The 24,564-nt window shown below is 35.0% G+C and carries 20 protein-coding genes and 1 tRNA gene; 6 read left to right on the top strand and 15 right to left on the bottom strand.

The genetic code is table 11. From position 1 onward, the window contains the following. Nucleotides 1–8: 8 nt before the first annotated feature. From I5M32_RS09045 to I5M32_RS09060, 4 genes are all read right to left on the bottom strand, one after another. A complete protein-coding gene (locus tag I5M32_RS09045) occupies nucleotides 9–1,517 on the bottom strand; it encodes a pectate lyase family protein (RefSeq protein WP_200585910.1) in 1,509 nt (502 codons plus the stop codon). A gap of 67 nt (nucleotides 1,518–1,584) precedes the next feature. Continuing rightward, a complete protein-coding gene (locus I5M32_RS09050; protein WP_200585911.1) occupies nucleotides 1,585–3,219 on the bottom strand; it encodes a DUF4957 domain-containing protein in 1,635 nt (544 codons plus the stop codon). 14 nt (nucleotides 3,220–3,233) lie between these two features. Continuing rightward, nucleotides 3,234–5,006: a RagB/SusD family nutrient uptake outer membrane protein gene (locus I5M32_RS09055; protein ID WP_234461915.1), complete on the bottom strand. Its 1,773-nt coding sequence runs from the start codon at nucleotides 5,004–5,006 to the stop codon at nucleotides 3,234–3,236. Between the two features lie 10 nt (nucleotides 5,007–5,016). After that, complete coding sequence (locus I5M32_RS09060) at nucleotides 5,017–8,226, bottom strand: SusC/RagA family TonB-linked outer membrane protein (protein WP_234461916.1); 3,210 nt, start codon at nucleotides 8,224–8,226, stop codon at nucleotides 5,017–5,019. A 306-nt stretch (nucleotides 8,227–8,532) separates the two neighbouring features. Between I5M32_RS09060 and I5M32_RS09065 the strand changes: the two genes are divergently transcribed. Then, entirely contained in the window at nucleotides 8,533–9,540 is a 1,008-nt protein-coding gene (locus I5M32_RS09065; RefSeq protein WP_200585912.1) for a LacI family DNA-binding transcriptional regulator, read from the top strand. 556 nt (nucleotides 9,541–10,096) lie between these two features. Here the strand turns inward: I5M32_RS09065 and I5M32_RS09070 are convergent. Next, on the bottom strand, nucleotides 10,097–10,555 hold the full coding sequence (locus I5M32_RS09070; protein ID WP_200585913.1) for a MaoC family dehydratase: 459 nt from the start codon (nucleotides 10,553–10,555) through the stop codon (nucleotides 10,097–10,099). A 190-nt stretch (nucleotides 10,556–10,745) separates the two neighbouring features. On the opposite strand from I5M32_RS09070, the gene I5M32_RS09075 reads away from it, so the two are divergent. Genes I5M32_RS09075 through I5M32_RS09090 form a run of 4 tightly spaced genes read left to right on the top strand, consistent with a single transcriptional unit; the run spans nucleotide 10,746 to nucleotide 15,358 of the window. Beyond that, entirely contained in the window at nucleotides 10,746–11,387 is a 642-nt protein-coding gene (locus I5M32_RS09075; protein WP_200585914.1) for a TetR/AcrR family transcriptional regulator, read from the top strand. Next, nucleotides 11,374–12,738, top strand: a complete 1,365-nt coding sequence (locus I5M32_RS09080) for a TolC family protein (protein ID WP_234461917.1) — start codon at nucleotides 11,374–11,376, stop codon at nucleotides 12,736–12,738. The genes I5M32_RS09075 and I5M32_RS09080 overlap by 14 nt, the downstream gene beginning before the upstream one ends. A 19-nt stretch (nucleotides 12,739–12,757) precedes the next feature. Further along, entirely contained in the window at nucleotides 12,758–13,804 is a 1,047-nt protein-coding gene (locus I5M32_RS09085; RefSeq protein ID WP_200585915.1) for an HlyD family secretion protein, read from the top strand. Between the two features lie 6 nt (nucleotides 13,805–13,810). Further along, entirely contained in the window at nucleotides 13,811–15,358 is a 1,548-nt protein-coding gene (locus I5M32_RS09090; protein ID WP_200585916.1) for a DHA2 family efflux MFS transporter permease subunit, read from the top strand. Between the two features lie 220 nt (nucleotides 15,359–15,578). On the opposite strand, the gene I5M32_RS09095 is transcribed toward I5M32_RS09090, so the two are convergent. The 7 genes from I5M32_RS09095 to I5M32_RS09125 form a co-directional block, all read right to left on the bottom strand. Continuing rightward, complete coding sequence (locus tag I5M32_RS09095; RefSeq protein WP_200585917.1) at nucleotides 15,579–16,160, bottom strand: carboxymuconolactone decarboxylase family protein; 582 nt, start codon at nucleotides 16,158–16,160, stop codon at nucleotides 15,579–15,581. An 84-nt stretch (nucleotides 16,161–16,244) separates the two neighbouring features. Beyond that, entirely contained in the window at nucleotides 16,245–16,802 is a 558-nt protein-coding gene (locus tag I5M32_RS09100; protein ID WP_200585918.1) for a peroxiredoxin, read from the bottom strand. Nucleotides 16,803–16,974: 172 nt separating this feature from the next. Continuing rightward, entirely contained in the window at nucleotides 16,975–18,108 is a 1,134-nt protein-coding gene (locus I5M32_RS09105; RefSeq protein ID WP_234461918.1) for an ATP-binding protein, read from the bottom strand. 108 nt (nucleotides 18,109–18,216) lie between these two features. Then, the gene (locus I5M32_RS09110; RefSeq protein WP_234461919.1) at nucleotides 18,217–18,966 is read right to left on the bottom strand and encodes a hypothetical protein; all 750 of its coding nucleotides are present in this window, start codon (nucleotides 18,964–18,966) and stop codon (nucleotides 18,217–18,219) included. Between the two features lie 2 nt (nucleotides 18,967–18,968). Next, nucleotides 18,969–19,796, bottom strand: a complete 828-nt coding sequence (locus I5M32_RS09115) for a glucosaminidase domain-containing protein (RefSeq protein ID WP_200585919.1) — start codon at nucleotides 19,794–19,796, stop codon at nucleotides 18,969–18,971. Then, nucleotides 19,793–20,488 (bottom strand): glucosaminidase domain and LysM peptidoglycan-binding domain-containing protein, encoded by a 696-nt coding sequence (locus tag I5M32_RS09120; RefSeq protein WP_200585920.1) that lies wholly within the window; start codon nucleotides 20,486–20,488, stop codon nucleotides 19,793–19,795. The genes I5M32_RS09115 and I5M32_RS09120 overlap by 4 nt, the downstream gene beginning before the upstream one ends. A 2-nt stretch (nucleotides 20,489–20,490) precedes the next feature. Continuing rightward, entirely contained in the window at nucleotides 20,491–21,126 is a 636-nt protein-coding gene (locus I5M32_RS09125; protein ID WP_200585921.1) for an O-methyltransferase, read from the bottom strand. A 159-nt stretch (nucleotides 21,127–21,285) separates the two neighbouring features. On the opposite strand from I5M32_RS09125, the gene I5M32_RS09130 reads away from it, so the two are divergent. Beyond that, nucleotides 21,286–22,545, top strand: coding sequence for a chloride channel protein (locus I5M32_RS09130; protein WP_200585922.1), 1,260 nt, complete (start codon nucleotides 21,286–21,288; stop codon nucleotides 22,543–22,545). Between the two features lie 84 nt (nucleotides 22,546–22,629). Here I5M32_RS09130 and I5M32_RS09135 read toward each other — a convergent pair whose 3' ends face one another. The 3 genes from I5M32_RS09135 to I5M32_RS09145 all read right to left on the bottom strand — a co-directional run bounded on the left by I5M32_RS09135 (nucleotide 22,630) and on the right by I5M32_RS09145 (nucleotide 24,321). Then, complete coding sequence (locus I5M32_RS09135) at nucleotides 22,630–23,217, bottom strand: 50S ribosomal protein L25/general stress protein Ctc (RefSeq protein ID WP_200585923.1); 588 nt, start codon at nucleotides 23,215–23,217, stop codon at nucleotides 22,630–22,632. A 20-nt stretch (nucleotides 23,218–23,237) separates the two neighbouring features. Further along, nucleotides 23,238–24,179, bottom strand: a complete 942-nt coding sequence (locus I5M32_RS09140; protein WP_200585924.1) for a ribose-phosphate pyrophosphokinase — start codon at nucleotides 24,177–24,179, stop codon at nucleotides 23,238–23,240. A gap of 71 nt (nucleotides 24,180–24,250) precedes the next feature. Beyond that, nucleotides 24,251–24,321 (bottom strand) — tRNA-Gln (locus tag I5M32_RS09145). Nucleotides 24,322–24,564: the final 243 nt, after the last annotated feature.

Raw genomic sequence — 24,564 nt, forward strand, 5'->3', positions numbered from 1 at the left:
ATTAAGGTTTATTGTGCTTGCTTTTCTGTGATTTCTTTTACCAATGAATTTAAATAGACTTCAATATTTTCATATCCAGAACTTAAATCATGCCCGTTTGCATTTGCTTGTTTTGGATCTAACTTATTGGCAATCTCCCAAGCATCTGGCATTCCGTCTCCATCTGTATCTAAAGGAACATCCGTTTGCATCAGTGCAGGCCATCCTCCAACATCGGTTTGTGTATCTATAATTCCTTTTAATCCTGTTTTAGAACCAACAAAAGTGGTTGTTCCATCTTTTACTTCTTTGGTAATTCTGGTATCAATAGGATCTCTTTTTAAACTTGCCCCCACATATAACAATACTGCATTATAGGCTTGTTCTGCTGTTTGTACAGGGATTTCTACTGATTGAAAAGGATTGATGTTTTGAACTAATACCTGGCTTGTACCAGATTGATAATCTACACCTCCATTCCAATTATTAGCAGTAATAGTCGCATTACCATCAACATAATTTCCATTGATATAAAAAGTACCATATCCAACGCCATACACACTTGGGTTGCTTGCTCCGGTAGTAACATCTTTATAAACCTGCATGATACGCCTGTTTATACTTGCAGGAGTTGCAGGCCCTGCTTTATAATAATTGTTTACAATATTATATTCGCCATTCTCGCCTCCATAAGCACTATTAGAACTCCAATTATAAATTACGTTATTACGAAAATCTACTTTATCTATTCCGTATTTACCTACCATTGTACCACTGCCTGCACTATATCTTAGGCCTCCATCAAACCTTGGGTTTCTGCTGGCGTGATGTGCTAAAAGGTTGTGATGAAAAGAAGCAGGACTACCGCCCCAAATACCTCCATAACCATGCTTTCCCTTCGCATGACCAGAATCATTCATACTTTCTGAAATGATGCACCACTGCATGGTAAAGTTTTTATTGTGATAAAATGATGCGGTTTCATCTATAGACCAACTCATAGAACAATGATCTATCATGATATTTTCTGCATCTCTTCCGCCAAAAGCATCACTTTCTATGGTTGCTACATTGGTGTCTCCTAATCTAAAACGCATATATCTTACAATAACATTGCTCGCAGATATATACATATCATAATCTTGAATACAAATTCCGTCGCCGGGTGCGGTTTGGCCGGCAATAGTAACATTGGAATTTCTTAACTGTAAACTACTTTTCAATTTTATATTTCCAGAAACATCAAATACAATTATTCTAGCACCTGTTGATTCTATTGCCGCTCTTAAACTTCCATTACCAGAATCATTTAGGTTTGTTACTTTAATAACTTTACCTCCACGCCCACCAGTAGTGTTTTTACCAGCACCTTCTGCGCCTGCAAAAGCATAAGCACTTTCAACAACTTTAACCGGTGTTTCCAAAACCGGAGGTTCAGGAATAACCTCCCCACCGCTTTTATTTGCTTTTTTGCAAGAGCAGGCTAAAAATATAAAGGCTAATATTATTATACGCCTTGAGTTAAAACTTCTTATCATTTTGATATAATTAAAAATGGGCAGTTAAAATATACTGCCCATTAACCAGATTTTATTTATCAATTACTTAATGCCATCTTGGATCACCTATTGCATCACTTAGTGTTCCAGCGGTTCTTAACTCAGAATTTGCAGGTAGTGCAAATGTTGTGGTACTTGCGTTCCAACCTAAATCTACCGTTTTATTGCTGATTAGTGTGACATTAGAACCAAAGGTAACCTGATTACCATCGCCGGTATTTAAATTGAAATAATCATTATTATTAAATTTAATATTTCCGGCGGCTTTAATTGCATTTGTGCCAACTGTTTCGCCTGCTTTAGGAGTATTGGCAATTATAGAATTTTGCATAGTGAAAGTAACCGTGTTTGTATTAGCATCTAATACAATGTTATTTCTTACACCAGAGCCAAATCCATTTATAGTAACGTGATCAATAGTTATCACAGGAGTTTGAGCGGGAGTGATATTTGTTCCCCAACTGATAATTGCCCTAGCTGAATTGTAAATAGTAGTATTTGTGATGCTAATTGTTTTAAATTCTGATTTATCCATCATGAAATAACTATAAGATGATGCGTTATTATCATAAAGAATACAATTATCAAATTTAATGTCATCTAATTTTTGACCATTGTTTGAGCCTCTGTTTGCTCTTATCAAACAATTTCTTGTAAAATGGATTTTACAGTTTTCTACCACTATAGATTTAAAAGTAGCTGCTTCCCCATCACTATTTAAGCCAACAACATTAATAAAATAATCTGCGGGTGCTATAGATCCATCAAACTCGATTCCCGAGAATTTTATCCCCGCTCCTGAACCTTTCAAATTAAATTGCTTGAAATTAATTTTAGTGTTATTTGGATTTTTAGATACCGATTGCAAAGTGATATTTTTACCTATTATATCTGTAGTTACCACCGTAAGATCATAGGTCCCTGGCTGAATTGCAATTACTGCATTGTTTGATGCCGCTGCTATTGCCGCTGCTAAATCATCAGTTGGTGCTAAGGTTTGTGTTGCAACAGAAGCACCAGGTGTACCAAAAGAAACCTTTCCTTTAGATACATTTCCAGCAAAAAGTTCAGCTTCGTAATTTGTGTTTGGTTGTAAACCTGTAACCGTTATCTGTCCGGCATTTCTTTCAGTTGTTCCAATGTTTGCTGTAACAGCTGTACCACCAGCTACTGGAGTAAGCACCACTTTAGAAATATTTGGTTTTACTCTCCATTTTAATAAAACTGTTGTTTCTGTTACTTGTGAAGAATAAACAGGTAAAAACAACTGCTCGCCAGTAATGGTAAAACTCTTACTTGTTATAAATTTAGACTCAACAGATTTTGCGGTTGCATTAGCCTTTATCCTGGCATAATGTTTTTGTTTAATCGCCAATTCTTCATCTTGTACGGTTAAAGTTAAGCTGTCTGTTACTTTAGTTAATTCTATACCCGTGGTAAACAAAGAATCTTTAGCAAACTCTACCGTATAAGTTGTTGCAGTATCAGAGAATAAAGATTTACTCCATGTAATTAAAGCACTGGTCTCTTTGCCAGAAACAGTAATAGTTGCTGGGGTAAACTGTCTTGTAGGAACAAAATTTAAATCAACATTGTCTTTTTTACATGCTGATATTAATCCAATGACCAATGAAATAAGACCGAGTACTATAAATAATTTATTTGAATTTCTATTTTTCATATTTTCAATTTTACTTAATAACCGTAGTCTTGTGTTAATAGTGGGTTTGCATCTATAGCTGATTGTGGGATAGGCAACAGCTCGCTCTTATTTGCTGTAAAATTTACAGCGTAATAGGTTGAAATAGTACTTGTTATCCCAGACCCTATCCATGTTACACCAACAGAATTTGCAGGTGCTGTAGTTGGAGCAGGGTTATACAAAGAGTTAAGATAAATTACTGAGGTGGAATTATCTTGAAAATACATCATCTTGGGTAACATATCATAAGGAGCAGCACTTACCGCCATTTTAGCTAATTCAGCTTTTGTATCAGCTAGTTTTTGCCCTAAAAGGTTCCATCTTATTAAATCATATTTTCTTATCCCTTCACCACCAAATTCCATTTTTCTTTCCTTAACAATTGCATCAAAGAAACTTAAATATGCTGTTGGCGTAGTACCAATTAAGCCCGCATTTTGATTGAAAGCTCTTAAACGTACTTTTTCAAACGCAGCTATTCCAGCAGGAGTTGGCCCATTATTTAATTCATTATCAGCCTCGGCAAACATCAATAATACATCAGAGTATCTCAAAACCGGCCAATTAACTCCCAAATATTGTGCTGTTGATGTTAAAGCGCCTGTTATCCAATTTCTCCTGAATTTACCATCAACCATGGTTTGTAAAGTACGGGGTTGAATGACACCTGTTGCGCTTACATTAAATGGAGCACAGGTTACGTCTCTTCTGGTATCATTTGCATCAAAAGAATAGAAGTAAGTTGGTAAAATGGTTAAAGCACCGTTTCCGGTAGATCCATTTAATCTTGGGCCATTATAATAACCCAATTTGCTATCTCCATAAGAACTAGCCCCTCCAGACATTCCAATTTCCCAGATAATTTCTCCATAAGGACCTTGTACGTGAGCGTCTAAACCATCTTTAAAAATAGATTGAAAACTTGGATTCAAGTTATGCTCTCTGCTCTGAATAATTTTATTACACTCATCATAGGCTATTTGATAATACTTTTTAAAATCAGAACCTCTCTCCATTTGCCTGCTAACTCTTAAAGAGTATCCTCCTCTAAATAAAGCAATCCTAGCCCTAAGCCCTCTTACTGCACCTTGAGTTATTCGCTCATTTGTAGTGCCTGCCTGTGATTTCCAGGGCACAATATCTTCTGCTGTTGCCAAATCATCCAATAGATGGTCATATATTTCATCTCTATCAGATTTTGCTTTGTATAATTCTGTTTCAAAACTTGCCGGTAGATATCTAGCTGGCAAGTCTCCCCAATTACGAATCAATTCAAAATAATATTGAGCTCTTAATGTTAAAGCTTCTCCATAGAGCTTTTTTAATTGTTTTTTTTGTGCATCTGTACCAGAATTGTACATATTCATTTTAGGGATATTATAAATGCAAATGTTGGACATTTCTACCCCTTTAAATAATTGCGAAAATGGATTTGATAATTGTGTATTACCTGCATTTACATTATAATGAGCAATATCACGACGTTCATTATCTGGATATGGAGTTGCACCTTGACCCATCATCTCGTCATTATCATAAGGGTAATACATACTCAGTCGGATTCCATATCCGTTATCACCACCTAAATAAGAATAGGCTCCCAAAACTGCTTTATCCGCATTTCCTACATTACTGAAAACATATTCAGGGCCAAATGATGAAATAGGGGCTACCTCCAAATAATTTTTACAAGAAGGTATGAAAATGATAGAAACCAATAAAGTAACTGTTCCTATTACTAATTTATTTAACTTTAAAGTCATCATGCTTAATATTTTATAACGTTAAGTTTAATCCAAAAATAAATGCTGAACTTCTAGGGTAGGCCGAATAATCGACACCGGAAGTAATAGGTGTTGACCTTCTAGTGTTCACTTCAGGATCATATCCAGAATAATTGGTTAATACCGCTAAATTGTTTACTGTGGCGTAAAATCTTAACCTTTCCATTCTTAATTTTTTCAAGGTCTTATCAGGCAAAGTATAACCTATAGTAATGTTATTTAACCTTAAAAAAGAGCCGTCTTCAATTGCCCAAGAATTCACATAGAATGAACTTGCGGTTGTTAAAGGAGTCCATAGGGTTGCATTTTTGTTTAAATCTGCTAATTGAACTGGATCTGTAACAGTTTGACCTTGAGCATTTACGTTTCTCCATCTATTTGTTTCAATGGCTAGTAGATTTGAATTAACCGTGTAACCACTAGTGAATTCTAATTTGTTTGCATTGTACACATCATTACCTGTTTGGAAGTTCACAAAAACACTTAAATCAAAGTTTTTATAAGTAAATTGTTGATTTAAACCTCCAAAGAATTTTGGTTGAGTGTTACCGATAACAGTTCTATCATTAATATCCACCACATTGTCATTGTTGATATCTTTAAATTTTATCCCTCCAGGGTAAGGATCTGCTGCAGTTATACTTTTATTGCTCGCTACGGTTGATTTTAAAGTGTACTTACCATTAGCACTGTTATAATCAAAGTCATCAATCTTATAAAAACCATCACTAACCAAGCCCCAAATAGTTCCTACGGGCTCGCCAACTCTCACTATATAATCTGATGGTTGATTACTTCCGCCCCATCCAGAAGAATAAAGAGCTGAATTGGATATACTACCAATACTTTCTACATTGTTTTTGTTGTGGGATAAATTGAAATTGGCATTCCAACTAAAATTCTTTTTGTTTATGATGTTCCCACTAATTTGAAGTTCAAGACCTTTATTTGATGTTGAAGCTGCATTACGTAATTGAGTGCTATATCCTGAAGTTGGATCCACTGGCACCGGAAATAATAAATCTTTGGTAGTGTTGTAATAAGCATCTGCAGTAATTTGAATTCTATCGTTAAATAATCCAATATCTAAACCCGCATTTCTTGAAATTGTGGTTTCCCATTTTAAATCATTAAAGGCAAGTGCGCTTGGATTATATGTAGTATTAAGTTGATTATTAGTAGTATAATACCCACTAGGTGAAAATTGGGTTAGATATAAAAAGTTATCAATCCTATTATTCCCACTTTCTCCATAACTTAATCTCAATTTTAATTCAGAAACCTTAATTTTCTCTTTTAAATCCTTAAAAAAATCTTCTTCAGAAATTCTCCAAGCTAAAGAAGCCGATGGGAAATAACCCCATTTGTTACCGTCAGAAAATTTTGAAGACCCATCTGCCCTCATCGTTGCCGTTAGCAAATACTTATCTTTAAAAGTGTAATTCACTCTACCAAATAAAGAGAATAACCTTTCTGTATATTGATTTGAGGTAGGAATATTTGGTGTCCCTAAACTGAAATTTCCTAGTGCTGTTATAGGTGAAATACCTACCGGAAAGAACTTACTAGAATAATCATCCTCTCTATATTTATTTTGATAAAGCTCTTCACCTAAAAGCGCATCAATTCTATTGTTCTTTGCAAACTTCGATTTTGACTTACTAAAATCAAAAGTTAGCACATTAGAGTTTGTTAAAGAATTTCTTCCGCTAGTGGTAATGCCCGCGGTTGGCATATTAGAGTTTTGTTTTGCAACACTGGTAATGGTATCGTTAAAGAAAGTATTTCTTCTGTCTTGCATATCAACACCAACAGTTGTTTTAAAGGCTAAATATTTATTGAATTTGTAAGTTACATTACCACTTAAATTAGTGGTATTAGTAATATTTTTACGATATTCTGCCTGATTTAATAAAAGAGGGTTTATTAATGCTAAACTATTAGAGTTGGTTTCTAAAGCATAGTCAGGATCGTAATCTAATAAATCTTGACCCGCACCTAAAATTGGCTTATATTTAATAGCATGTCTCAATCTGTTAGTAGAAGATGAGCCTTCGCTAGAAGTTCCCGCTCCATTAACATTAGTATTATTATACCTTACAGAAAAACTAGCAGATAGCTTATCATTTACTTTTTGATCAAGTTTAAGGTTGATCAAGTTTCTATTAAAATCAGACCCTAACTGAACCCCTTGTTCAGAATTATTAGTATAGCTTACATTGTATTTTGTAGTAGCTGTTCCACCTGTTAAACTTACATTCTGAGTTTGTTGTAAAGCTGTTCTTCCAAATAATTCGTCTTGCCAATCTACAAAAGGTGCATCTTTATAAAGTTCTAGATCTGCAAAATTACCGTATGTACTTTGGAAGGTGTTTTCTTGAGTAGTGCTACCTCTGCTTCTATCATACTGATAAAGCACAAAATCATAAGGCTTTAAAACATCTAATGTTCTTAATAACTTCCTAGCACCAACAAGCCCACTATAAGAAATTTTTGGTGCTTGCTCTTTTCCTCCTTTAGTAGTAATGATTACTACTCCATTTGCACCGCGAGAACCATAAATAGCAGTTGCCGACGCATCTTTTAAAACATCAATTGAAGCAATGTCTTGTGGTGCTAAACTTGAAAGGGCATCCTCAACCTGAACACCATCTACAATATATAAGGGTGAGTTATCTTGGGTAATAGAACCCCCGCCTCTAACCTTTATTTGTGCAGATGCGCCAGGAGTTCCCTCTGAAGAAATTATTTGAACACCCGCTAATCTTCCGGCAAGTGCTTCTGCGGTAGAGTTTATTGGAGTATCTTTTAATTGTTTTGCACCAATCGATGATACAGAACCTGTTAAATCTCTTCTATTAACCGTTTGGTAACCAATGGCAACAACCTCGTTTAAAAGTTGAGAGTCGTTTTCTAGTATAACGTTTAATGTCTTTTGCTCTGATATTTTAACACTTTTAACCTTAAAACCTATATAGGTAAATGTAAGGGTAGAACCACTAGCCGCTTTAATGCTGTAATTTCCATTTACATCTGTTTGGGTTCCTGTTTTTGTTCCAACAACTGTAACTGATACACCTATTAAGGTTTCTCCTGTTGTTGAATCTGTAACCTTACCGGTAATTAGTCTAGTTTGTGCAAATGCGGCACTTAACGTAAACCCAATTACTAATAAAAAAAGTAGAATTTTTTTTCTCATCATAAGAATGTTTGTTAAAATTTGAATCTTTTTTAAGAATAGGATTTAAGAAAAGATTGAAAGTTTTTTCCCATATAATGGAGATTTTCTCACTTTTCAAAAAAGAATATGCTTAATTATTTTAATTGGTTTAGACAATGTTAACGAGATTTATACCAATAAAAAAGCTTATTAAGCTAAATAAGTGTGCAATCGATGCCGGCATCGTTACCGAGTGAGGGTTAATTTTTCTCAATAGGATAAACTGTTCTAAAATTGCATTTAATTGTGTATTTTAGCTGGTAACATCACATCAATTAAGAATAGAGAATGTTTAAGCCAACAACTATTAAAGATATTGCCAAAGTCTTAAATCTTTCTACTTCCACAGTTTCCAGGGCATTGAGGGGCGGCTACGAAATTAGTGAGGAAACAAAAAAAATTGTTTTGGAATATGCAGAAAAAATCAATTTTACTAGAAATCCAATTGCATTAAGTTTAAAAGAGAGACGGAGTTATTCTATTGGGATAATTGTTTGTGAAGTTGCCAATGTTTTTTTCTCGCAAGCGATTGATGGAATTGAATCTATTGCTTATAACCGTGGGTATAATATCGTGATTTCACAAAGCCATGACCATTATGAACGCGAGGTTACCAATATCCAACATTTGGCCAATAGATCTGTAGATGGAATTATTATTTCTTTGGCTGCCGAAACTAAAGATTATTCTCATATAGAAAAATTGCATAACCAAGGTTTGCCCATCGTTTTTTTTGATAGGATATTGGAAACAATGAACACACATAAAGTTACCAGTAACAATACACAAGGAGCATTTGAAGCAACGGAATACTTAATTAGTAAAGGGATTAAAAAAATCGCCCATCTTGCTAATGCTAAACAATTATCAATTACAGAGCAAAGAAAAATTGGCTATCTAAATGCCTTAGAAAAACACGGGATAGTATTTGATGAAAATTATGTAAAATATTGTGAGCATGGGGGAAGCAAAAAAGGAGAGGTAGATACCGCAATTAAAGAATTACTTGATTTGCCACAAAAGCCAGATGCCATCTTTGTTGCTAGTGACCGTTTAAGCATTGGCTGTTTAGAAGCCTTAAAAAAATATAATCCTAAAAACGATATTTTAATTGCTGGTTTTAGTAATTCTGATGTAGTAAATTTATTAAAGCCATCTTTATCTTATGTGAGACAGCCAGCATTTGAAATGGGAAGAATTGCTACAGAAATGTTAATTAACCTAATAGAAAGCAAATACCCCGTTGAAGAGTTTGAGACAAAAATCTTAGATACAACATTCCATATAAACGAATAGAATTAAACTGTTAATGTAACTTTAATCTCACAAACTGTTCCTCCATCCAATTTTTAACTGATCTTAAAGTCATGGTCAATAGTTTTCGTCCTAGCACCCACGTTTGTTAACCCCGTATATTTTTTGACTTTATCAACACCCAACCTTAAACCATTGTCTGTAACCCTAATATTTAGTACTTGATTTTTTAATTGGCATAAAAAGCAATCTCAGTAGCTTGGGCATATTTTGATGATATTTTGAAACGCTTCTTGTACGCATCTTGAATAATGATTTCTTGAGCATTAGGCAATTGAATGTTTGAGATTTCTAAACGATCATTGACGATAAAAATCCTGATTTTCCTAGTTTTTTAATCATCTTAGGGTTTAATTCTCCTACGCTTGACTAGAAATAAAAAGGAATTTGCCTTGTTTGCTAAAAAATTAAACTCTAAGCAATTTCACAACATACATTTAAACAGGCGTTAGGTTTTTTCTTTAAAAGTAAAAATAAAACAGAGATTTAAAGCACACCAAATCTGGTGTTTACAAGTCAATTAACGTTTAAGATGCGTTTAAATAAAATGATATAAGAAAACAACCTCGCCGGTAAAGGCTGGCTTCTTCTCGTCTTTAATTTCTAACGTTAAACTGATATTTGCTTTTGTAACTCCTCTTAAATTAGCAATGGAGGCTAAGCTAACCTTCAATCTCACTTCGCTATCTACGGTTACTGCCTGGGCAAACCTTAATTTCTCGATGCCGTAATTGATTTCCATTTTCAGGTTTTGGATGTTCACAATTTGTTTCCATAAGTACGGAATTAAAGAAAGCGTTAAATACCCGTGAGCTATCGTTTTCTTAAACGGGCTTTCAACCTCGGCCCTTTCTGGTTGGGTGTGTATCCATTGGTGATCTAAAGTGGCATCGGCAAAAAGATTGATTTGGGACTGTTCTATTTTATGCCACTGAGATAAGCCCATGTCTTTACCCAGATGACTTTCAAATTCTTCGTAGTTATTTATTACAACCATAGCTTTTAATATTGATTAAAAATCCAAAGCTAAAAACAATTCTTTTAATAAAGGGGCAATTTACCTTTTCAAAAAGCCCTAATAATTAATCAATCGATTAATTTAATATATTTGAATATCAATAAGTTAGGTAAAGAATACATTTTCATGACAATAATTAATCAATCGATTAATTATTTTTGTTGCCGTAATGACAGAAGAAAGACAAGATAAAAAAGACCATATACTAGAAATTGCGGAAAAATTATTCGCAGACCTAGGCTATGATGGTGCTTCTACCCGTCATATTTCTCAAGCAGCGGGGGTTAATATGGCTATGCTCAATTATTATTTTGGAGGAAAAGAAGGATTGTATTTATCCATTTTCCAAAAACATGTTACTCAGCAAAAAATCAAACTCGAAAACCTAAATAATGAAGAGATTTCCTCAATAGAAAAGCTGGAGAAGTGCATTGATGATTATGCCGATAAAATGATGTCTAACTGTGCTTTCCAAAAAATAATATATAGGGAGATGAGCCTTTCGCAAAGATCAGAATTGAACAAGAAAATAATTTCCCTAATTTCTTTAAATGCTTTAGAGGTAAAAAGAATAATTTCTGAGGGGATAAAAAACGGCAGCTTTAACCAAGATGCTGATGCCGATATGTTGGTAGCTTCTTTATTTGGTACTAAAAGTTATATCATTAATGCCGCAGAAATGTCGTCTTTGTTAATGGGTTATGATGTTACCAATCCTTCTGTTATAGAAACCGTTGTGAAACCACGTCTTAAAAACCATATAAAAAAAATGTTTAGAGCTTATTTAATAAACAACAATGAAAATAATTAACACAAAAAACCATAAAATTATTTCTGTGAAAATGGCGAAGTTACTCTGCGTTATTTTTACGTCATTTGCTTTTTTATCCCCGCTTATAAGCGTTGCGCAAGAAACTAAAACAATTACCTTAAATGATGCCATTTCATTAGGCTTAACAAACAGTAAAACTTTAAAACTATCAAAGTCTAAAGTTGATAAAGCAATTTCTGTGTACAACCAAACACTAGATAAGGCTTTGCCTTCTGCAAAAGCAAGCGCAATTTATAACCATGCAGAAATACCCAATAATGTTTTACAACTAGGCCCTGGGGACCCTGTTAGGTTACCAAAAAGAGCAGATGCGTTTATAGGTACATTATCTATACAAGAGCTTATTTTTGCGGGGAATAAACTTAAATATGCAAAAGAAAGTACAGATCTATTAAAGAAAATTACTGAATTAGATGTTGATAAAAGCAAACAGGATGTCTCATTAGCAATTATAAACTCTTACCTAAACTTGTATAAGCTGGATCATAGCAAAGAGGTGATCAACCAAAACATAGCCGCAATTGATACGCAGCTTAAACAAACAAACAGATTTTTTGATCAAGGTTTGGTAACAAAAAACGATGTTTTACGATTGCAACTACAACGTTCCAATATAGAGCTTACCGGTTTAGATCTTGATAAAAACAGGAATATCGTAAATTATAACCTGGATATTTTATTGGGTTTACAGGAAAATACCATTATTAAAACCGCACCTTTCAATATTGCTGATAATCAAAAAATGGGTTTTGTTGATTATTTGGATAGCGCCATGTTAAACCGGGTAGAAATAAAACAAATGGATTTTAGAGCTGGTGTAAACGATAGAAATATCGCTTCTATAAAAGCCGATAAACTGCCAACTTTAGGTGCCGGTGTTAGTGCTTATTACCTAAACCCCAAAGGTTTTATCCCAAACCAAAATGAGTTTATAACGCCCTTAACCATTGGCGCAACCTTGTCTTGGAATATCAGTAATTTATTTACCACAAAAAATAAAGTTGCAGAAGCCACCATTGATAAAAATGAAACTTTGATCAACAAAAATATTTTAATGGATAATATTAAGCTTGATGTTAATAGAAATTATGAAACTTACTTACAGTCTTTAAAACGCATCGATGTGATCAGTGCTTCTATAGCTCAGGCGCAAGAAAACGATAAAATAGTTACTTCAAAATATCAAAACAACATTGCCTCTATTACTGATAGGATAGATGCAGATACCCAGCTTTTTCAAGCTAAAATAAATTTAGAAATAGCTAAAGCTGATGCCCAAATAGCTTATTATAACTTATTGCGCTCGGCAGGAATTGAATTAAATCGTTAAACACAGACATATAAAAACAATGGAAAATAACAATAAACCAAAATCGAAATCAAAAAAAGTAATCCCATTTATATTGGGTGCAATTATCCTTATTGGCGGCTTTTTTGGAGTAAAGGAATATATTTACTTCAGCAACCATGTTGATACCGATGATGCACAAATTGATGGCGATATTAGCCCGGTTGTATCACGTGTGGGCGGGTATATAGATTCTATCTATTTTGAGGAAAACCAACACGTAAACGCGGGGCAGCTTTTGGTTAAACTTGATGATAGGGACTATAAAATTAAGTTAGAACAGGCGCAGGCAGGTAAGCAATCTGCACTAGCCAATGTGAACGTGAGCGAAACGGTGGTTAGTTCAACCTCAGCCAATATCGCCACGGCAAGGGCCAATGTAAACGCTGCTAGTGCAAGGGCAGAAAAAGCATCAAAAGACTTTGTCCGCTACCAAAACCTAATTAAAGATGGCTCCATCACTCAACAACAATTTGACCAAGCCAAAGCAGAAAAAGAAACGGCTAGTGCACAATTAGAGGCCGCCAAAGCCCAATTTGCTGCTGCGCAAAAACAAGTGAACACTAGCGAGTCTCAGGTTAGTGCCGCAAATTCTAATATTTCATCAAGAACGGCAGATATAGACTTTGCCAAATTGCAACTATCGTACACAAAAATTACCGCCCCTTCATCTGGTATCGTATCTAATAAAAACATACAAATTGGCCAGCTTATACAACCCGGGCAGTCTTTGTTTGCCGTTGTTAACGATAATAGCTTATACGTAAAAGCAAATTTTAAAGAGACACAATTAGAAAAACTAAAAGAAGGGCAGTTGGTAGATGTGGTTGTTGATGCTTATCCTGATGTTGATCTAAAAGGGCACATTTATAATTTTGCCCCTGCAACGGGTGCTAAGTTCTCATTGCTCCCACCCGATAACGCTACGGGTAATTACGTAAAGGTTATTCAAAGAGTACCAGTTAAGATAAAATTAGAAAAGAACAAGATCTTGGACAAATTGCGCCCAGGCATGAGCGTAAAAGCTTCTGTACACATTTCAGAATAATCAATCATGGCAGAAAAAGGTTTAAGAAAGTGGGTTATTACCATTACCGTAATCACCGCATCACTTTTAGAGTTAATAGATACTACCATTGTAAATGTATCCTTGCCCCAAATACAAGGTAATTTAGGTGCCACCCTAGAAGATGTTGCCTGGATAACCACTGGCTATGCGATCGCCAATGTGATCATTTTGCCCATGTCTGGTTGGTTAGGCGAAACTTTTGGAAGAAAAAATTACTTCCTTTTTTCTATCGTCATCTTTACCATTGCATCTTTTTTATGTGGTAATGCCACAAGTTTGGATGAGTTGATCGCTTTTAGGATATTACAAGGTTTAGCAGGAGGTGGATTGATATCTACCGGGCAAGCAATTCTTTTAGAAGCTTGGCCACCAGAAGAAGTAGGCGTGGCAACCGCCATGTTTGGTTTAGGTGCGGTTGTTGGGCCAACTTTAGGGCCTACCATTGGTGGTTACATCACCGATCATTTCTCTTGGCCTTGGATCTTTTATGTAAATATCCCGGTAGGTATTATTGCCGCTTTTGCTACTTTTCTGTTTATTAAAGAAACACCCAAAACGGCTAAAGGGAAACCAATTGATTGGTGGGGAATTGTACTTTTAGCCTTAACAGTTGGAAGTTTACAAACCGTATTAGAAAAGGGCGAAAGTGAAGATTGGTTTGCAACTTCCTACATCTTGGTATTATCAATTATTTCATTGCTGGGTTTTCTATTGTTTATCTGGCGAGAAAAAAGCACCGAACATCCCATCGTAAATTTAGACATTCTCAAAAAACGTAGCTTTTCTGTGGGTATGTTCTTTAGTTTCATCTTGGGCTTTGGTTTGTATGGCTCGGTATTTATATTCCCCATATTTTGTCAGAATTTATTAGGCTTTACCGCCTTACAAACAGGGGAAATATTACTGCCTGGAGGTTTGGCCACCATTGTTTTGATGCCCGCTATTGGCATAATGTTAAAGAAGGGTGTGCCCGCACAACTGATGGCGGGTTTTGGTATGCTAATGTTCTTTTTATTTTCATTGATGTTGAGCAAATCTACGCTATCTTCTGGCACAGGCGATTTCTTTTGGCCTTTGATAATACGGGGTGTGGGCATGGCCTTTTTATTTGTGCCGCTCACAACACTGGCAATCCAAGATCTAAGGGGTAAAGAAATTGGACAGGGGACAGGTTTAAACAATATGGGAAGGCAATTGGGCGGTTCTTTTGGTATTGCCGCACTTACCACTTTTATCCATATTAGAAACGGTTTGCACAGAAGCAATTTATTGAGCAATGTTAATGACTACAATACTGCTTTTACGCAAAAAATACAGATGATCACAAGAAGCTTTGAAGCAAAAGGCTATACTTTTTTAGATGCCCAACACGTAGCCTTAAAAGCCATAGAAGGAATGGTAACCAGACAGACTTTTTTATTGACCTATACCGATGCTTATTGGTTGGTTGGTTATACTATGCTGTTCTCTATACCTTTATTATTACTTCAAAAATTTAAGAAAAACGTAGAAATCCCGGCAGACGTACATTAAAATAAATAAGGCGGCTTTTATTAAAAAGCCGCCTTAAATTAACAATTAAAACCTATTAAATCCTAAAAGATCGGTTAAATGCTTTTAGGGTTGATTAACCTTATTACTAATTTAATAAATTTTAAGGTTAAAAAGCAAATTTTAATTCAATTTTATCAAAAAAATATTACTTCATAAATACCAAAAGCAAATATATTAATTATAAATATTTTATTTTTCTTTAGTAAATAATATTTCCTGTTGCCGTTACCAACGATGCTATTCTTACCGCATCAAAAATCCTTTCTTCTTTGGTTGCTAATTTTATTAAAGAATCTTCGTGGGCGTTTACGCACATTTCGCAACCGTTAACCGCAGATATGGCTAAACTCATTAATTCAAAAAACTCTTTGCTGGTTACGGGTTTCATCATAATTTGCATCCTGACACGGGCCGGAATTTGGGTGTATTTTTCTTTTTGGGTAAAATGGCGAAATCTATAAAACACATTGTTTGAGGCCAATAACGAAGCGCATGAAACCGCCTCTGCTAATTCTTCTTCCGTTGCCCCAAATTTTGCCGCATAATTTTTATAAAAGCTGATCAAAACAGGGTTTCGGTTATTTACAGCCACAGACAATCCTAGCAAACCGCACTCTTTTTCACTAATATATTCTGACGTTAAGGTACTGTTGAAATTTAATTTTAGATCTCTAAGATATTTAAAATCTACGGCGTTTAATATTTCTAAAGCTTTATTGTTGATATTGTTTTCTCCAAAAATAGCTAATAGTTCTTGGGTGGTTTCTGATATAATGCTCATTGTATTTTATTTTAGATTTTTTGTTTTTTTATGGACACAAAAAACCCTTATCATTAAATTTATAACAATAAGGGTTCTTTAATTTTAAGCTTCTAATGCAGCATTAAGGGTTTCTTCGCCTTTTTCCCAATTGCAAGGACACAATTCATCGGTTTGTAAACCATCCAAAACACGTAAAACCTCTTTAACGTTTCTACCCACATTAAGATCGTTTACACAAACCCATCTAATTACACCCTGCGGGTCAATAATAAATGTTGCCCTATAAGCTACCTTTTCGCCGGCAACCAAAATACCCAGATCCTCTGCTAAAGATTTTGAAGTATCGGCAATCATCGGAAATTTTAAACCTCTTAGATCATCGTGGTTATTTCTCCAAGCTAAATGAACAAATTCAGAATCTGTTGAAGCGCCTAACAAAGTGGTATCCCTATCTCTAAACTCTCCGTAGTTATTATTAAATTCTGCAATTTCTGTAGGGCAAACAAACGTGAAATCTTTTGGCCACCAGAACATTACCGTCCAACGGTTATCATCGTTTACGAAAGATGAAGATGAGATATTATCAAATTCTTTTCCTTTTTCTAGACTTGCAACGGCTACTTTATCAAAATCCGGAAACTTTTCTCCTATACTTATCATGTTTACTGTGTTTAAATGAATATTTTAATATGCGGCAAATGTAAGATTATTAAAGTGCCTAAAAAAGCAAACAGAGGTTGTTTTAATCTATACATCAATAGATAAACACTATATAATTTTAAAAAAATATAGGCAATATTTTGATCTTAATTTTAGGCGTTTCTTAAATAGATCAATCTAAAATAAAATCTAAATAATTCTCTTTATTGATGATGGTAAAAGGTGCTTCAGGATAATTTTTTGTAAAAAAAGCAGGGATTTTTTTTGTGCCGTTTCCATACTTAAACTCAAAAGCCTTAATTTCTTTTCCTGTTTTCTCGATCAAATCTATCTCTTGTTGATCGTACGTTCTCCAGAAATAATATTCAGAATTAATTTGCTGATGATTGTTAAGCTTTATCCTTTCATAAATGCAATAGTTTTCCCAAAGCAAGCCCAAATCTTGCCTTACAGGCACTAATCTAAAATCATTGATTATGGCATTCCTAATCCCGTTATCAAAGAAATACCATTTTGCAGATTTGATGATCTCTTTACGCAAATTTGTGCTAAAGCCCCCAAGTTTAAATAATATTTGCACTTTGCTTAAAAGATCTAAATATCTTTCTACGGTGTTTTTGCTAATGCCTAGTTTTTTGCCCAATTCATTTAATGAAACCTCAGACCCAACCTGGTAGGCCATTAGTTTTAATAGATCAAATATTTTTGTGCTGTTCTGGATATTCTCGAAATGTAAAATATCTTTTAACAGGTAAGATTTTACCAGATTTTTTAGATACTCTTCTTTTTCTTTAGGGGTTTCTAATTGAAAAACCTCTGGATAAGAACCAAAAACCAACCTGTCGTCTAAATTCTGTTTTGTTTCTAAATTGTTTTCTAAGGCAGATAACTCTTTTTGGGATACAGGATATAAATGATAAGTATAGCTTCTGCCCGTTAATGGTTCGCCGGTTTGGTTAGATAGGTCAAAAGCAGAGGATCCGGTTGCTATAATTGTTAAGTCTTCAAAACTATCGATCATTAACTTTAAGATCTTTCCAATTTCTGGAATCACTTGGGCCTCATCTATGATCAATAGTTTTTTGCCCGCCAACAATCTTTGGTAATTGCTTACGCTCCTGTTTTCTAAAATAGAGGCCACATCCGCATCTTCTGCATTAAGGTGCAGAAAGGGTATGGTGTAATCTTTCTCTACAGATTTGATCAAGTAGGTTTTACCAACTCTCCTAGTGCCATAAAGCAGTAATACCTTGTTTTGATTAATGCGTTTTTGAATTAAATCTTGAACCTTTCTATAGATTTTCATAATTCAAATATAATAAAAACGTTAATTTCGTCAATTAACTGACTAAATTAACGTTAATTGGGTCAATCAACTGACTAAATTAACGTTAATTGGGGGCAATAAAATCATTTATTTTATTTCGATAGGTTCTAATTCAGAGATGTCTTCGAGTTTAGGATTCATTTGATACTTCATATAAGCCACTTTTATGTAATTGATCAAATCATAATTGCGGGCTTTGATTGCAAAGGCGTAAGAAGGGCGATAGTTGATCATAAAAATCAATAATCTGTCGCCTTTTAAGCCAGTAACCCTGGCCACCAAATCTTTATTGAAAATCTCATCAACAAAAGAGTTTTGATAATCGCGTTCCATAATTTCCATCAGCTTACGGGCGTTTCTTCCTTCTTTGCTAAATGCACTCCATATAGCTTCTATGCTTAGCCCTGCCCCCGCCGGGCCAGTGCTTATCAAATCTTTATCATTGCCCAATCTTATTGCCTTATTAAATTCTCTTTTTGTTTCTTCGTATTTGGCCTTAGCCGATAATACAGAATCTTTGAAAACCACTTCGGGCAGTGGGATAGCAAGTCTTTTAAGATAAATGATCAAGGTTGTTTGTCCGGTATATCTCAAAGTGTCGGTTCTATAACCTTGTAATTTACTGGTTAAAATATCACCAACATTAATTTTGATAAAAAACTCTCCCTTATTATTATTGTAGATGGATTGTTGCGTATTTACGTTTGTTAGTAAAACCCTATTTAACCTAAATTTGGTATTACTATCAAACACGATCCCACCTATTTCTCCTTTAGTTTGAGCATAAGCGGAAAGAGTAAAGATTACAAAGGAAAAAAAGCAAAGGATGTTTTTCAAATTTATTTTTTGATGGTTATTTCTTGGCCTATCTTAATTGTGCTATCGTTCATGTTGTTTAGGGCTTTAAGCTGCTCAACGGTTAAGCCAAAACGTTTAGAAATGTTGTAAAGTGTATCGCCCTGTTGTACCAGGTATTTATCGCCGGCGATCACTGGTGGCGCATCTGTTTTACGGTCTTTTGATTGCTCTTTAGGAATGTTTTTATTGATGTCTGATAATACACGGTCTTCCCTTTTTATTTTATCAATTTCTCCTTCGCGTTTATCGTATTGATGTAGATCATACTTTTCAATTATACTGATCAATAAAGTTGGGTATCTCGGGTTTGTTGCATACCCAGCTTGCTTTAAGCCTTTTGCCCATCCTTCATAATCGTTTTTATCTAACTCAAATAAAAAGGCATATCGCTTTCTTTTTAAAAATTCTGAATGATCTTTAAAGCTTTCTTCGGGGTTATTGTAAACCCTAAAGCAATCGTCTTTTTTATCATCATCTTTATAATATCCTTTACCACTCCAATCTGAGGTACATTTGATACCAAAATGATTATTGGCATATTTAGCCAAATCACTATTACCAGTTCCAGATTCTAAAAGTGCTTGTGCCAAAGTGATGCTAGCCGGGATACCATATTTGTTCATCTCGGTAACGGCAATGTTTTTAAATCTATCGATATAAGATTGGGTATCATAAGAAATGTAATTACCGCCAGATATTTTGTTGGCGGTTTTTTCAACTTGTTTATTTTCTTTTTGATAAACTTTTCTTTTAGAAGCACAAGAAGCCAATAAAATTATCAGCGAAAGCGATAACAATAGGTTTTTCATTTAATTCTTAATTTTTGTCCTATTTGCAATATGGGAGATTTTAAATTATTTCTCTTCATCAAGTTTTTAACAGTAGTATGGTATTTAAGTGCAATTTTACCCAAAGTATCACCAGGTTTTACTTTGTAATAAATGTTAACCTTTACCGCTTCCACGGGTTCTACATAATCTATGGGCCTGTTATCTAGCTCATAAAGTTTGTATTTTTTTATGATTGCTATTACCTGTGAGGCCCAAGTTCTACTTGCTGCGTAACCGCCCCTTTGAATGCCATAAGCCCAAGAACGATAATCGTAATCTGAGTATTTGTTAAACAGGATCTTAAATTTTGATCGGCTTTGCAGAATATCGATAAAGTTTAAATAAGAATCTTCTGCAACCTCAAAGCCTTTGTATGCAGACCTAATTTGAGTGCTGTTATTATAACCTTTAATGCCAAAATGATTGTTCAAATATCTGGCTATTTTACTTGTTCCGCTACCAGACTCGTGAATTGCAACACCCAAAATAATACTGGCCGGTAAATGGTATTTGTTCATTAGGTCAACAGAGAAGTCTTTATGTTCTTCGATATAATTTTGGGTTACGGATTGTGAAAAACATCTAGAATTGAGCGTAATAAAAAATAGGGTTAGCAAAACTATCTTTAGTAGGGTTTTTTTAAAAAAGTTATCATTTATTGAAAAGAGCATTTTTATTTTTTACGAATGATAAAAAGCCCATCTCTCACGGGTAAGATCAATTGCTCAACCCTAGTGTCGTTTTTTACCATTTGGTTAAATGTACTGATATTTATAGTGTCAGAATCGTTAATATTGGTTAAAACTTTCCCGCTCCATAAAACATTATCAACAATAATGATCCCGCCGGGTTTCAGTTTATCAAAAACCAAATCATAATAAGCGCCGTTGTTTTTTTTATCGGCATCTATAAATACCAGATCAAAAACATCCTCAATTTTCGGTATCAATTCAAGGGCGTTTCCGATCCTGTAATCTATTTGTTGTTTATAATCCGATGCCGAAAAGTAGCCCCTAACCCTGTCTTCTAATTCTTCGTTTATGTCTAAGGAGATGATCTTCCCATCTTTTGGTAAGCCTTCGGCCAAACATAAGGTAGCGTAACCGGTAAAAGTCCCCACTTCTAAAATAACCTTGGGTTTCAGCATCTTACTCAACATGCTTAAAACCCTTCCTTGAAAATGCCCAGAGAGCATCCTCGGCATTAGAACTTCTAATTGGGTTTCCCTATCGATTCTTTTTAATAGATGGCCCTCTGGTTCGCTGGTTTTAGAAAGATAATGGTTTAACTCTTCTGAGGTTGATAACATTTGACAAAGATAATGATAGCAAATAAATAAATAATGGAATGCCCTTAAGCCGTAATTTATTTAAGATTTGTAAAATAAACCATCTATTAAACTCAAACAACACTAACTTATTATTTGTCTTATCTTTGCACAAGAAAATAATCTCTTTGCAAATTTGAAATGCGAAAAACGATCATTACCATAAACTATTTAAAACTCATTATTACATCTGCGGTTGTGAGTTTATTTGCCGTTTTGCTGGCGGTATCCTTAAAAAAAGCCACAGAACATTTTGAGCATTTGATATTTGGCAAGGCCAGTCTTTATCCGCTATTGTTCATTATTTTGCCTTCCGTTGGGATAACCTTGATTTATTTTCTGAGAAAGTACTTGTTTAAGGGCAAACAAAACAAGGGCATAAAAGAGATTTATCAAACCATTGATAACAGAAAGAATATGTTGCCAACCTTTAAGGTGCCATCACATTATTTTAACGGGTTTTTAACGGTAATTTTTGGTGGTTCTACGGGCGTAGAGGTATCTACGGTTGTTGCAACGGCCGCCATAGGTGCGGTGGCCCAAAGAAAAACCGCCATTGCGAACATTTATAAAACAGAATTGATCTGTGCAGGCGTAGCTTCTGGTATTGCGATGTTGTTTGTTAGCCCAATTGCCGGCTTTTTGTTTGCCATAGAAGTAATAGCCAGAAAAAAGTTGACTTTTTCGATCGTATTAAGTTGTGGTATCTCTGTTTTGGTAAGTTGGTTAAGCATTATTTTACTGGGCGGGGAAACCCTTTTCAAATTCTCGGTGATCAATTGGAATACAAGTGCTATTCCGTTTTTTATTATCCTCAGTGTTTTGGTTGGGGCCTTGGCAGTTTACTTTACCAAAGCGGTAATTTATATCAAAGGCACTTTTGCTAAAATAGAGAACAATTTTATAAGGGTTAACAGCGGCGCAATTTTGGTTGGTATCGGTTTGCTATTTCTTCCACAGCTTTACGGCGATAGCTATCATGCCATACCGGGATTGATGGATAAAATTAACCAGCAACCTTTTTCTTTAAGCTTGATGTTTTTGTTGTTGATTATAGCTTTGTTAAAACCTTTGGCCGCTTCTTTAACATTGGGTGCGGGTGGCGATGGGGGAGTTTTCGCACCAAGTATAGTTGCTGGCGCAGTTTTAGGAATGTTAACGGCAATGATGCTTAACCATTATTTAGGCACTCATTTGATCATTTTGAATTTTGCTTTATTAGGGGCGGCAGGTATGCTAAGTGCGGCTATTCATGCCCCTTTAACCTCTATATTTTTGATCTGCAGCATGGTTCCTGGAGGCTACTTGTTGTTTGTCCCTGTTTTGATCTGTAGTTTTATCGCAAAATACGCTGCTCAGTTTTTATGTAGCTACACGGTTTATAGTTATAATAAGCCTTAGTAAAACTATCAGAATCAATTTGAAATTCCATAAAAAATCCCCGTTGGTTAAAGCACCAACGGGGATTTTTTGATTAAAAAAATTTTACTTTTTGGTAGTGGCCGCTGCTTGCTGTTCTGCCTGTTTTAAAGCTCTAGACATAATTACAGAAACAACCGTATCTTCTGGTACGTTAGTAATCACAAAACCATCAGGTTTTAAATCACGCACTCTTACAGATTTACCAACCGTTAAAGGTTCTAAAGAAACCTCTACATATTGTGGCATATCCTTAGGTAATGCTTTAACTTTTAATTTGCGCAATTTCTGGATTAATTTACCACCTTCTTTAACACCAGGAGAAGTTCCGGTTAATTTTACCGGTATTTCCATGGTAACTATTTTATCGTCAAACAACTGAAGAAAATCAATATGTACTATTTTCTCTGTTAAAGGATGAAATTGTATATCCTGCATTATTGCATTAAACTTCTTGTTTCCCACGGTTATTTCGGCAAAGTTTACCTCCGGTGTGTAAACTAGGTCTCTCAATTCTGGGGCATCAATTGCAAAATGTATTTGTTCTTTACCACCGTATAGTACGGCTGGTACTTTACCTTCGTAACGCAGTTCCTTTGCGTCGCGTTTCCCTACGTTCTCTCTTAGAGAACCGCTAATAGCGATTGAATTCATGATTTGTATTTATTTTATTGTTAAATTTTAAAAAGTTCACTTATTGATGCGTGTTCATTTACGTTTGCGATTGCTTTTGAAAACAAATCTGCCGTTGATAATACTTTTATTTTATTGCTATGATGCTTTAAAGGGATAGTATCGGTAACTATTAACTCGTCTAAAGCAGAGTTCTCTATGGTTTCATAGGCTTTGCCCGATAAAACAGCATGCGTACAAACGGCTCTAACACTTTTTGCGCCATTTTCCATAATCAAACCTGCTGCTTTTGAAAGCGTCCCTGCGGTGTCTATTATGTCATCTATCAAAACAATATCTTGGCCTGTTACATCACCAATTATAGACATTGATTCTATTTCATTGGCTCTTTTTCTCCTCTTATCACAAATTACAACCTCTGCATTAAAATATTTTGCAAACGTTCTGGCCCTGTAAGAACCACCCATATCTGGCGAGGCGATGGTTAAATTTTGTAATCCTAAACTTTTGATATAGGGAACAAATATTACCGATGCGTCTAAATGATCTACCGGGATGTCAAAAAAACCTTGGATTTGCGCTGCGTGTAAATCCATTGTCATGATGCGATGGATACCCGCCGCCACCAAAAGATTAGCGACCAGCTTTGCGCCGATAGCCACCCTGGGCTTGTCTTTTCTATCTTGCCTTGCTAAACCAAAATAAGGGATAACCGCAGTAATGTAATGCGCCGAAGCTCTTTTTGCTGCATCTATCATCATCAAAAGCTCTACCAAATTATCATTGGGTTGGCAGGTAGATTGAATCAAGAAAACATCACAACCTCTTATAGACTCGTCATAATGTGGTTGAAACTCTCCATCAGAAAACCTAGAAAGAATTACCTTTCCCAAATCTTTACCATAACATTTAGCGATTTTTTCTGATAGCCCAGTTGTGCCAGATCCTGAAAAAAGTTTTACGGTATTAAAAGTTGAAGGCATGAGCTTTTACTTTTGGAGTAGTTTAAAATGAAAAATTCGGAAATTTATGCAACTTCCGAATTTTTCTTAAGTTGCCCGACCAGGATTCGAACCTAGACAGACGGTACCAAAAACCGTTGTACTACCATTATACTATCGGGCAATCTTGTCTTAAAAAACAATAGTCTTCCAAAACGGAATGCAAATATAGGAGCATTAGATAAATGATGCAAATTATTTTGATAATAAAGTTTTTAAGGATAAGATCGTATGCGCCATAAAATGTTTTTGATTAGAGGATTCCATAACGTTACCTAGCTCATCTACGAAGTTTTGTGCCTTTCAGCAGCATTAACGATAGGAACGGCATCCAAGCCTGTTTTTAGGGCAGGCTTTTTTTTGCGCT

It is taken from the genome of Pedobacter segetis (genome assembly GCF_016623585.1).
In the GTDB taxonomy this organism is placed as follows: Bacteria; Bacteroidota; Bacteroidia; order Sphingobacteriales; family Sphingobacteriaceae; genus Pseudopedobacter; species Pseudopedobacter segetis.